At 72.0% G+C, this 11,374-nt stretch carries 11 protein-coding genes; 10 read left to right on the top strand and 1 reads right to left on the bottom strand.

The genetic code is table 11. From position 1 onward, the window contains the following. From ruvX to JD276_RS03850, 10 genes are all read left to right on the top strand, one after another. Entirely contained in the window at positions 1-498 is a 498-nt protein-coding gene (gene ruvX / locus JD276_RS03890) for a Holliday junction resolvase RuvX (protein ID WP_200114090.1), read from the top strand. Beyond that, the gene (mltG, locus tag JD276_RS03885) at positions 495-1,589 is read left to right on the top strand and encodes an endolytic transglycosylase MltG (protein ID WP_200114088.1); all 1,095 of its coding nucleotides are present in this window, start codon (positions 495-497) and stop codon (positions 1,587-1,589) included. Before ruvX ends, mltG begins: the two co-directional genes overlap by 4 nt. Beyond that, a complete protein-coding gene (locus JD276_RS03880) occupies positions 1,559-2,470 on the top strand; it encodes a shikimate dehydrogenase family protein (RefSeq protein WP_307866433.1) in 912 nt (303 codons plus the stop codon). The genes mltG and JD276_RS03880 overlap by 31 nt, the downstream gene beginning before the upstream one ends. 91 nt (positions 2,471-2,561) lie before the next feature. After that, on the top strand, positions 2,562-3,758 hold the full coding sequence (aroC, locus tag JD276_RS03875) for a chorismate synthase (protein WP_200114086.1): 1,197 nt from the start codon (positions 2,562-2,564) through the stop codon (positions 3,756-3,758). Next, a complete protein-coding gene (locus tag JD276_RS03870) occupies positions 3,755-4,621 on the top strand; it encodes a shikimate kinase (RefSeq protein WP_200114079.1) in 867 nt (288 codons plus the stop codon). The genes aroC and JD276_RS03870 overlap by 4 nt, the downstream gene beginning before the upstream one ends. Next, the gene (gene aroB, locus JD276_RS03865) at positions 4,618-5,709 is read left to right on the top strand and encodes a 3-dehydroquinate synthase (RefSeq protein ID WP_200114077.1); all 1,092 of its coding nucleotides are present in this window, start codon (positions 4,618-4,620) and stop codon (positions 5,707-5,709) included. The genes JD276_RS03870 and aroB overlap by 4 nt, the downstream gene beginning before the upstream one ends. A gap of 90 nt (positions 5,710-5,799) precedes the next feature. Further along, on the top strand, positions 5,800-6,852 hold the full coding sequence (locus JD276_RS03860) for an ABC transporter ATP-binding protein (protein ID WP_307866432.1): 1,053 nt from the start codon (positions 5,800-5,802) through the stop codon (positions 6,850-6,852). 70 nt (positions 6,853-6,922) lie between these two features. Then, positions 6,923-7,714, top strand: coding sequence for an ABC transporter permease (locus JD276_RS15835; protein ID WP_307866445.1), 792 nt, complete (start codon positions 6,923-6,925; stop codon positions 7,712-7,714). A gap of 6 nt (positions 7,715-7,720) precedes the next feature. Then, positions 7,721-7,942, top strand: coding sequence for a helix-turn-helix transcriptional regulator (locus JD276_RS03855; RefSeq protein ID WP_307866431.1), 222 nt, complete (start codon positions 7,721-7,723; stop codon positions 7,940-7,942). 586 nt (positions 7,943-8,528) lie between these two features. Beyond that, on the top strand, positions 8,529-9,776 hold the full coding sequence (locus JD276_RS03850; protein WP_200114075.1) for an HNH endonuclease signature motif containing protein: 1,248 nt from the start codon (positions 8,529-8,531) through the stop codon (positions 9,774-9,776). Between the two features lie 65 nt (positions 9,777-9,841). On the opposite strand, the gene JD276_RS03845 is transcribed toward JD276_RS03850, so the two are convergent. Beyond that, on the bottom strand, positions 9,842-11,359 hold the full coding sequence (locus JD276_RS03845) for an AAA family ATPase (RefSeq protein ID WP_200114074.1): 1,518 nt from the start codon (positions 11,357-11,359) through the stop codon (positions 9,842-9,844). Between the last annotated feature and the right edge of the window lie 15 nt (positions 11,360-11,374).

Raw genomic sequence — 11,374 nt, 5'->3', positions numbered from 1 at the left:
GTGCGCAGCGGCGTGCGCCTCGGCGTCGACGTGGGCAAGGCCCGCGTGGGCGTCGCCCGCAGCGACCTGCACGGCATGCTCGCGACCCCGGTCGAGACGGTGCCGAGGGATCGCAGCGGAGATCTCGACCTCGCCCGCATCGAGGAGATCGCGGCCGAGGAGGGCGCGGTGGAGGCCGTCGTCGGGCTGCCCCTGAACCTCCGCGGCGAGCGGACGCCCTCGACCGAGGACGCCGAGCGCTTCGCGCGACGGCTGGCCGCGCGCCTCCGCAGCCGCGGCGTTCCCGTGCGCCTCGTCGACGAGCGGCTCTCGACGGTCTCTGCGCACGGGCAGCTCCGCCAGGCCGGGCGGAAGACGAAGCAGAGCCGGTCGGTGATCGACCAGGCCGCGGCCGTGGTGATCCTGCAGCACGCGCTCGACAGCGAACGCGCGCAGGGCGCGCCCGCCGGCGACGAGATCGAGCTCGGACGGACGGACGAAGGAGACACCGAAGGATGACCGCTCGAAAGAACGGCCGCGGCGGGAACGGGAGGCGGGTCGCGGTGGTGCTGACCGTCACCGCGCTGCTGCTCGGAGGCCTCGCCGCCGCGGGCGGCTACCTCTGGTCGCAGTTCGGCGACCGCGTCTCGCTCGCCCTCGGATGGACGTCGAACGACTACGAGGGCGAGGGCTCCGGCGAGGTGATCGTCAAGATCACCGAGGGCGAGATCGGGGAGGACGTGGCGCGCTCGCTCGCCGAGCACGACGTCGTGAAGACCTCCGACGCATTCTACGAACTGCTGCTGCAGCAGGAGCCCGCGGTCGAGTTCCAGCCGGGCGCGTACCAGCTGCGGCAGCAGATGAGCTCCGCCTCGGCCCTCGCCGCGCTGCAGGATCCCGAGAACCGGGTGCAGCTCTCGGCGATGATCCCGGAGGGCAGCACGCTCGCGCAGACGCTCGAGATCGTCTCGAGCGGCACGGACATCCCGCTCGAGGAGCTGGAGGAGGCCGCCGCCGACCCATCGGCGTACGCGGTGCCCGAGGGCGTGGACTCGCTCGAGGGATGGCTGTTCCCCGCCACCTACGAGTTCGAGTTCGGGGCCACGGCGCACGACGTCATCGCGCGGCTCGTCGACCAGCAGAACGCCGTGCTCGACGAGTTCGGGGTCGCCGAGCAGGATCGCCAGCGCGTGCTGACGATCGCCGCGATGGTGCAGCGCGAGAGCGGCACGGTGGAGGACTTCGGCAAGGTGTCCCGCGTGATCCACAACCGGCTGGACCACGGCATGCTGCTGCAGATGGACTCGACCGCGCAGTACGGCGCCGAGGAGCACGACGACGGCAGCGTCTGGTCCACCGACGAGGCCCTGGCCGACGACAACCCCTGGAACACCTACGTGCACTCGGGGCTGCCGGCCGGGCCGATCGCGAATCCAGGTCGCGACGCGATCGCCGCGACCCTCGAGCCGACGCCCGGCGACTGGCTCTACTTCGTCGTCTCTCCTGGTGGCACGGGGGCGTCGACCTTCAGCTCGGACTCGGAGTCGCACGAGGCCGCGGTGCAGGAGTACCGGGACTGGTGCTCCGCGACGCCGGACAGCGGCTGCTGATGGGGGAGAAGCTGGCCGTCCTCGGCTCGCCGATCGCGCACTCGAAGTCCCCACTCATCCACGCGGCGGCGTACGAGGAGCTCGGCCTGTCGTGGCGCTACACCCGCATCCGGGTCGGCGAGGACGGCCTCGCACCGTTCCTCGACGGCCGAGGCCCCGGGTGGCGCGGGTTCTCGCTCACGATGCCGCTGAAGGAGGAGGCGCACCGCGTCGCTGCGGCCCTCGACCCGGCGGCGATGGAGAGCGGCGTCGTCAACACACTGCTGCGCCTGTCCGGCCCGGGCACCCCGCGCTGGGCCGGGTTCAACACCGATGTGGGCGGGCTCGCCGAGGCGGTCCGCAAGGCCGGACTCGACGCCACCCGCACGGCGGTCATCGGCTCGGGCGCGACGGCGGTGTCGGCCATCCTCGCGGCGCGGAGCCTGGGGGCCGAGCACGTCTCGATCCTGGCAAGGAACATCCGCGCCACGAGCGATCTCGTGGCGCGCTTCGCCGACTCCCACGAGCCGGGATCGCAGCTGAGGCTGCACGTCGAGGGGACGAGCCTGCGACACCCGGAGGCGCTCGATGTCGCTCTGCACCCCGCGCTGGAGGCGACGCTCGTCATCTCGACCCTCCCCGGCCCCGCCGGGCGCGAGCTCGAACTGCCCGCCGCACTGATGCGGATCCCGCTCTTCGACGTCGCCTACGACCCCTGGCCGTCCCCGCTCGCGGAGCGCTGGCGCGCGGCGGGCGGCACCGCCCACGCGGGCATCGACATGCTCGTCGAGCAGGCCCTCCTGCAGATCCGGGTCTTCGCGAACGGGGATCCCGGTCTTCCGCTCGAGGCGGAGGAGCGGGTGCTCGCGGCGATGCATCGCGCGGCCGGCTCCCGCAGCTGAGCGGGACCCTCCGCGAACGACCGGCATCGCGGCTCCTCGACCCGACGAACCGCTGCGCCGGGTCGCGGCGCGGTGTGGGAGGATAGACCCTATGCTGCGTTGGCTTACGGCCGGAGAATCCCACGGCCCCGAACTCATTGCCGTTCTCGAAGGGCTGCCCGCCGGCGTGCCCGTCTCCCTCGATGCGATCCGCGAGGATCTCGCCCGTCGCAAGCTCGGCTACGGCCGCGGCTCGCGCATGAAGTTCGAGCAGGACGAGCTGCACCTCTCCGGCGGCGTGGTGCAGGGCGTGAGCATCGGCGGCCCCGTCGCGATCCGCATCGGCAACACCGAGTGGCCCAAGTGGGTCGAGGTGATGAGCGCTGAGCCCACCGAGTTGTCGGAGCGCTCCCGCGGCCGCGGCGCGCCGCTCACCCGCCCGCGTCCCGGTCATGCCGACCTCGCGGGCATGCAGAAGTACGGCTTCTCGGAGTCCCGACCCGTGCTGGAGCGCGCGAGCGCGCGCGAGACCGCGGCGCGCGTCGCGCTCGGCGCCGTGGCACGGTCCTTCCTCGAGGGGCTCGGCATCCGGCTCGTCAGCCACACGATCTCCATGGGCCCCGTCGAGGTGCCGGCGGGCTCGCCGATCCCGACCCCCGACGACGTCGCGACGCTCGACGCGGATCCGCTGCGCTGCTTCGATCCCGAGACGAGCGCCCGCATGGTCGAGGAGGTCGACGACACGAAGAAGTCCGGGGACACCCTCGGCGGCATCGTCGAGGTGCTCGCCTACGGGCTCCCGCCGGGGCTCGGCTCGTACGTGCACTGGGATCGCCGTCTCGACTCGCGGCTCGCGGGCGCGCTCATGGGCATCCAGGCGATCAAGGGCGTCGAGGTCGGCGACGGCTTCGAGACGACCCGCCGCCGCGGCTCTGCGGCGCACGACGAGCTGCACATCGCGGGCGGTCGGATCGCGCGCGAGACCGCCCGTGCCGGCGGCATCGAGGGCGGTATGACGACCGGGCAGGTGCTCCGCGTGCGCGCCGGCATGAAGCCGATCGCCACCGTGCCCCACGCGCTGCCGACCGTCGACGTCGCGACGGGCGAGGAGGCGAAGGCCCATCACCAGCGCAGCGACGTCACCGCGGTGCCCGCTTCGGGCGTGGTCGCCGAGGCGATGGTGGCGCTCGTGCTGGCCGACGCCGTCGCCGAGAAGTTCGGCGGCGACAGTCTCGCCGAGACCCGGCGCAACCTCGAATCGTATCTGGCGGCGATCCCCGAACGGCTGACAACCGCCATCGAGTCGTGAGCACCTCGAGGCGCGCCGGCCGCGAGGCCGGGCCGCCCGCCGCCCGCCCGGTGCCCGCGCCGCCGAAGCCGGAGTCGGGTCCGATCACACAGGCGATCCCGGTGGTGGGGCCCTCGGGGAACCGTCACGAGGCTGGCGCGGGAGGTGGCGAGGGCGAGCGCTCACAGCCGTCGCGCAAGCGCGGCAGGCGCAGACGGCGCGGCAATCGGCTGCCCGACCGGGCGATCGTGTTCGTCGGCCCGATGGCCGCTGGCAAGACCAGCCTCGGCAAGCGGGTCGCGCGGGAGCTCGGCATCCCCTTCGTCGACTCTGACGCGCTCTTCGTGCAGGCGCACGGCCCCATCGTCGACTTCTTCGCGGCGCACGGCGAGGAGGAGTTCCGGCGGATCGAGGCCGAGGTCATCGCCGAGGAGCTGGCGAAGCCGGGAGCGAGGATCTTCGCGCTCGGCGGCGGCGCCGTGCTGAGCGAGCGCACGCGCGCACTGCTGTCGGAGCACCCCGTCGTGCTGCTGATGACGACCCAGGAGGCGGTGCTGCGCACCGCGAACATCTCCCGTCGCCCGCTGCTGCGCGACGATCCCGAGGCGTGGGGCAGGATCCTGGCGGAGCGGAAGCCGCTCTACGAGGCCGTGGCCGACGTGACGTACCGCACCGACCGTGCGACGAAGGATCAGCTCGCCGTGCGCGTCACCCAGTGGGTGCGCACGCAGGGCCGAGGCGCGGGTTCCGGGACGAGCGGCGGCCGGCAGGGCGGGGGCCGGAGCAATCGGCAGGGGGGCGCGCGGGCCGGCGGCGCCCGCGCCGGCGGTGCACGCCAGGGACGAACCAGTACGAGGAAGACGAAGGAGAACCCGAGCGAATGAGCGAGAAGGCCGACGCCCCGACGGATATCCGGGTGACCGGAGACGCGGACTACACGATCACGGTGGGCCGAGGCCTGCAGGGGCGCGTCGCGGACGCGCTGGGGGACCGGGTGGCCAAGGTGCTCATCGTGCACACGCCGACCGTGGGCCGCCTGGCGGACGAGCTGCGGCAGTCGCTGCAGCAGCGCTTCGGACAGGTGCTGCTCGCGGAGGTGCCCGACGCGGAGGCGGCCAAGCGCGTGGAGGTCGCGGCGTTCTGCTGGCAGATCATGGGGCAGGCCGACTTCACGCGCACGGACGCCGTCGTCGGCCTCGGCGGCGGCGCGGTCACCGACCTGGCCGGCTTCGTCGCCGCCACCTGGCTGCGCGGGGTGCGTCTCGTGCAGGTGCCGACCACGGTGCTCGGCATGGTCGACGCCGCCGTCGGCGGCAAGACCGGGATCAACACCGCGGAGGGCAAGAACCTCGTGGGCGCCTTCTACGCTCCGCACGCCGTGCTCTGCGACCTCGACCTGCTCGAGACGCTGCCGAAGAACGAGATCCTGGCCGGCTTCGCGGAGGTGGTGAAGGCCGGCTTCATCGCGGAGCCGGAGATCCTCGACATCGTCGAGGCCGATCCCGACCGGGCGACCGATCCCGCGACGCCCGAGTTCCGGCGCGCCGTCGAGCTCGCGATCGCGGTGAAGGCGCGCGTCGTCTCCGAGGACTTCCGCGAGGGCGGCCTGCGCGAGATCCTGAACTACGGCCACACCCTCGGCCACGCGATCGAGCACGCCGAGCGCTACCAGTGGCGGCACGGCGTGGCCGTGGCGATCGGCATGATGTATGCCGCCGAGCTCGGCCGCATGGCCGGGTCGCTCTCCGACGAGGCGGTCGAGCGGCACCGCAGGGTGCTCACGCTCCTCGGCCTCCCGCTCTCATACCCGGCCGGTCGCTGGCCCGGCCTGCTGGCGACGATGCAGCGCGACAAGAAGGCGCGGGCCGGCATGCTGCGCTTCATCGTGCTCGACGACATCGCGAAGCCGCGCGTGCTGGCCGGCGTCGACGATTCGGTGCTGCAGTTCGCGTACCAGGAGATCGCGAGCTAGAAGGCCGGGTGCACGCGGTCATTGCCTGTCTGTGCTCGTGTATGTAGTATGAATGCTGCATTCTGGAGTTGAGATCGGATGGAGTGAGACGTGAGTCGACCGCAACCCCCGGGCGCAGCCGTGATTTCCGCATCGGGCCTGCAGATGCGCTACGGCGACACGCAGGTGCTCGACGGCGTGGACCTCACCGTCCACTCCGGAGAAGTCGTCGCGTTGCTCGGCCCCAACGGAGCCGGCAGGAGCACGACGATCGAGATCCTCGAGGGGTTCCGCGTCCCGTCTGCGGGAGAGGTGTCGGTGCTGGGGGTCGATCCCGCGAAGGGCGACGACGGCTGGCGCTCGCAGATCGGCGTGATGCTGCAGACGTCGAGCGACCACGCCAAGTGGCGCCCCCGCCAGCTGCTCGCCCACATCGCCGACTACTACCGGCCCTACGTGGACCCCTGGCCGGCGGACGAGCTCCTCGAGCTCGTCGGCCTCACCGGCCAGGCAGGTCAGAAACTGAGCACGCTCTCGGGCGGTCAGCGCCGACGGCTCGACGTCGCGCTGGGCATCGTCGGGCGACCCTCGCTCCTGTTCCTGGACGAACCGACCACCGGGTTCGACCCGCGCGCCCGTCGAGACTTCCACGAACTCGTGCACCGGCTCAGCGATCTCGAGGGGATCACGATCCTGCTCACGACGCACGATCTGAGCGAGGCGGAGAAGCTCGCGAGCCGCATCGTGATCCTCGCCGGAGGGGGCGTCATCGCCGACGGTTCGCCCTACGAGCTGACCCGCGCCGTCTCGCGGCTCGCCGAGGTGCGGTGGGTATGCGGCGGGCAGCGGCACGTGCACGCGAGCAAGGACGCGACGGAGTTCGCGCGCGAGCTGCTGACCCGCGAGGGCGAGCCGGTCACCGAGCTCGAGATCGAGCGGGGCACGCTCGAGGACGCCTACCTCTCGATCGTCGAGCGGTTCGAAGCGGGGCAGGCCGTCGAGGCGGCGAGTTCGGGGAGATGCAGCTGCAGGAGGAGGCACGATGAGCGACGACGCACGAGCGGAGGGACGCGCGGCGGGGACCGGCAATGCGCGGGCGGCGGGAGCCGACGACGCGCGGGCGGCGGGAGCCGACGACGCGCGGGCGGTGGTGCAGCGACGTGAGCCGCGGACGAACCCGAAGCTCAACGCCTACCGCACAGGGCTGCGCCGCGGCCTGATCTCGGCGCGGCTGATGATGACGACGCCGGGGGAGATCCTCGGCACCGTCGTGCCGATCGCCATCCTCATCGGCGTGCTGATCTGGATGCAGCGCTTCGAGGTCGAGGATCTCGGAGTGGGCGCCGGCACGATGGCGCTGCCCGGCATCCTCGCGATGAGCGCGCTGTTCAGCGCCGTGATGGGCATCGTGAGCCTGCTCGCGCTCGACCGCACGAACGGCACGCTGCTGCGCTCGAAGTCGGTGCCCCGCGGCACCACCGGCTACCTCGTGGGCGAGATCACGGCCAACGCGATGGTGACGCTGCTGTCGACCGTGCTGGTGCTCGCCGTCGGCCTCATGATCTTCGACGATCTGGTCTTCGACACGCCGTGGCGGTGGGCGCTGTTCACCGCAGTGACGCTCCTGGGATTGGTGGCGATGCTGGCGATCGGCGCGGTGCTCGGGGCCCTCATGAACAACCCGAAGTACATGGGCCTCGTCATGATGCCGATGATGGGGCTCATCGCGGTGTCGGGCATCTTCTTCCCGCTCGCGGTGATGCCGGCCTGGCTGCAGGCCGTCGCCCAAGCCTTCCCGCTCTACTGGTTCGGGCTCGGCATGCGCGCGTCCCTGCTGCCCGATAGCATGGCTTCGGTCGAGGTCGCGGGCTCGTGGCGGATCGAGTGGGTGTTCATCGTGCTCGCCGCCTGGGCCGTCGCGGGGCTCGTGCTCGCGCCCAAGCTGCTCGGACGAATGGCGCGGCGCGAGTCGGGCTCGACGCTCGCCGCGCGGCGGCAGAGCATGCACGAGGTCATGGGAGTGTAGGGGCGAGTGGCAGAGGTCGTTCACAACCGGATCGCGATGCTGCGCGCGGAGCGCAAAATGTCCCGGCGCGAGCTCGCCGACGCGGTCGGCGTGCACTACCAGACCATCGGGTACCTGGAGCGGGGCGAGTTCAGCCCGAGCCTCTATCTGGCGCTCCGCATCGCCGAGCACTTCGAGGTGCCCGTCGAGGTCGTGTTCTCGACGCGGGAGTTCCCCAGGATCGCGTGACGCCCTCGCGGGTGACGGAGAGTCTCCGCTCGCTCTTGCCGTGGTGTCTCAGCTGTGGATAACCGGTGTTCTCCACAGACGCACATCATCGCCGCCCGACCAAGCAATCTTTCCTCCAAAGAACTGCCGGTAACTTTTTCCGGGGAGACCCGCGGAAACCGCATGATTCCGCGGATTTGCGGATCCTCGATGTCGGTGGTGCCGGTGATACTGATGGACATGAGCACCCCCTTCCGCGCCGGCGCCGAACGATGGCGAACGCTCGGCGCCGCCGTGTCCGAGCTCGTGGAGACCGACCAGCGGATCCGGCGGCTCGAGGCGCGAAGAATGCGGCAGCTCGCTCGGGTGCGTCGCCTCGCCCAGGAGGATGCCGACGCGACCGCCGCGGAGGCGGCCACGGAGGGGCGCCGGCTCGGCACGGCGCACACCGCGCTGACCCACCGTGCCGCGGAGTCAGAGGTGGCCTGCGCGCTCGGCCTCTCGGATCGGGCGGTGGCGAGAGAGATGGATCACGCCGACCGGGTCGTGCGCGAGTATCCCGCCGTGCACGCCTCGCTCGCGGCGGGCAGCATCACGACGGCACACGGTGGGCATCATCGAGGCCGGCCTCGTGGTCGAGGGCGGTCGGATGCGCCGTGCGTACGAGGCCGAGATCCTGCGGTACGCCGAGGGCGAGTCTCCGAATCGCACCCGCCGCATGGCGAAGGTGCTGGCCGAGAAGCACGCGTACCGCACGTTCGAGGAGCGCCATGCCTCGGCCCGGGATCGTCGGGCGGTGTCCGTCACCGACCTCGACGACGGCATGGCCGAGCTTCGCGCGATCATGGACGCCACCAGCGCGCACACGATCTACGATCGTCTCTGCAGGCAGGCCAGGGTCGTGCAGGATGCCGAGCGCGCGACTGCGGCCGAGGCGAGGACCCGCGCCGCTGCGGGGCGCCCGGGCGAGGTGCCGGGGGTGCGTCCGCTGGACGGGATCCGGGCCGACCTCGCCGCCGACATCCTGTTGAACGGAGTCCCGTCGAACGGTGCGGGCGAGATCGATCTGAGCGGCATCCGTGCCCGCGTGCAGGTGACCGTGCCGGTGCTCTCGCTGCTGCGCGACGCGGACACTGCGGAGGACGTGGATAGCGCGGCCGGTGCCGATGCGGCCGGTGCCGATGCGGTCGACGCTGGTGCGGTCGCAGATGCTGCTGCCGCCGGTGCTGCTGCTGCCGGCGGTGCGGATAACCCGGGTGGTGCCCGGCGGTATCTGGGCATCGCGGGTCTGCAGGGTGCGGCCGCTCTGGCGGGGCACGGCCCGATCGACGCCGCGACCGCTCGGCTGCTCGCGGGTCTTCAGGCCGGGTGGGATCGGATCTCATGCGACCCGGTCACCGGCGACGTGCTGAGCGTGGATCGGTACCGGCCGAGCGCCGAGATCGCGCGCTTCATCGCCGCCAGAGACATGCAGTGCAGGTTCATGGGCTGCAACGTGGTCGCGCATCGCGCCGATCGGGATCACACCCTCGACGCCGCACTCGGAGGAGCGACCTCGATCTCGAATCTCGCCATCCTCTGCCGTCGGCACCACGTGATGAAGCACCACACCGGATTCACCGTCGAGCAGAGCGCCAGGGGCATGCTCGAGTGGGTCTCCGCGCTGGGGAGCAGGTGTCGCGACGCCCCCGTGTCGCGGGTGATGTTCAGGCCGATCGGCTCGCCCGAACCGGATCGTCATGAAGAGGAGGGGCGAAGGCCGGCGCCGTCCGCGCGACGAGACGAACCGAGACATCCATCACCGGGTACGGCTCTGCGTCCGCCTGCTTTGCGCTCGCTCGCTCCGCCCTATTGATGCCGCGCTCCCCCCGCGCTGCCGTCGCACGCCGCGCGCAGCACGCCCTCGCATCCCGCGGCGCCTCAGGAGATGCGGAAGCCCTGTCCCTGCAGGATGAGCGTGAGCACTCGCCGGTCCTCGCGGTGCATGACCCCCTCGACGAAGCGGGAGAGCGCGTGATCGAGCGTCACCGCGCCCGCCGAGCCGACCGTCTTGCGCAGGATCGACACGAGGGTACGGGGCGCGAGCACCGACTCCTCGAGTCCCGGGCGCCCGTCGATCTCCCGCTCGGTGCTGACGTAGTCGGCGAAGCCCTCGCCGTGCTCGCCGGCGAAGACCTGCTGGCTGATGAACGCGGCGCGGGCGACCCTGCCGATCTGCTCGGCGCTCACGCCCCGGGGCAGGTCACCGTCGCGGTCGACCACCGCGGCGGCGGCGAGCAGGGCGTTCTCCCGCGGGAACTGGGCGTAGGGCCGTCCCGCGTCGGGATAGCGCACACGGTAGCTGTTCGCTCCGAAGCGGTTGACGAGCTCGGCGCTGAGTCGGTCGAGCCCTCGGTAGCGATGCGGCGTCTGCTCGTTCGCCGTCGCGAGCACGGCGAAGCCTGGGGCCACGCGCACCCGACGCCCCCCGTTCTCCTGAACCGCGTAGACATCCCCGGGCCGCAGCTGCAGGATGCGATTGAGGCGCTTCAGGAACTCCGCGGGCATGGCGTTCACCTCGTCGAGGATCACCGGCGCCCCCGAGGTCATGGCGCGCAGCAGCGGCCCGGGAACGAACTCGCTCATCGTGGCGCCCTCGACCGCGTGCAGCTCGTGCGCGCCGATCACCTGCGAACTGGTGATGTCCCCGTACCCCGAGACGAACTCCGGCTCGCGCCCCAACTCCCGCTCCGACAGGTACTCGGCGAGGGCCGTCTTCGCGCCGCCGGTCTCGCCGACGAGCAGCAGCGGGTCGCCCCGGCGCAGCGCGGGCAGCGCCTCCGAGATGATGCCGCGCATCTGATCGGTGAGCAGCAGGCCGCTCTCGAGCTGAGCGCGGGCCTCGCGCAACCGCACTCGGGCGAGCGCGACGAGCGCGCCGTCGCGGATCGCCTCCGATCTGACCGCGCCCTCCCACTCGTGCCACTCGGGCTCCCGTCGCAACCGTGCGATCCGCCGCTCCTCGGCGGCGGTGAGTGCGCGGCCCGACGCGGAGGCCGATCCTGCGATGGCGTCGATCGCCGCATCCCGCGCCGCCCGCTCCCCGTCCTCCCGGCGCACGCGCGCAGCCGTGCGGAGCACGAGCGCGCGCTCGGCGAGGGCGCGGTCCACCAGCTCGCGGTGAGCGGGCCGGCGGAGCAGCGCGGTCATGCGATCCTGCAGCGCGGTGACGTCTCGCACCCCCGGCGCCAGCTCGTCGGGGAGCCCTGCCACCACCCTCTCGATCTCCGACGCCGACGCCGAGCCGAGCGCCGAGCCGAGCGCCGAGCGGAGCCGGTCCGCCGCCTCCTCGCCCCGGAGACGGCGGCAGTCCTCGAGCACCGCACGGCGCGAATGCCGCAACTCGACGGCGATCGCGCGCGCCTCGATGAGCACCGGGTCCGCGTCGATGGGCAGCATGCCGTCACGCTATCA

It is taken from the genome of Leucobacter chromiisoli (assembly GCF_016522505.1).
Lineage (GTDB): Bacteria > Actinomycetota > Actinomycetes > Actinomycetales > Microbacteriaceae > Leucobacter > Leucobacter chromiisoli.
Note: the sequence above shows the minus strand (reverse complement) of the source record. Positions and strands in the feature narration are given on the sequence as shown.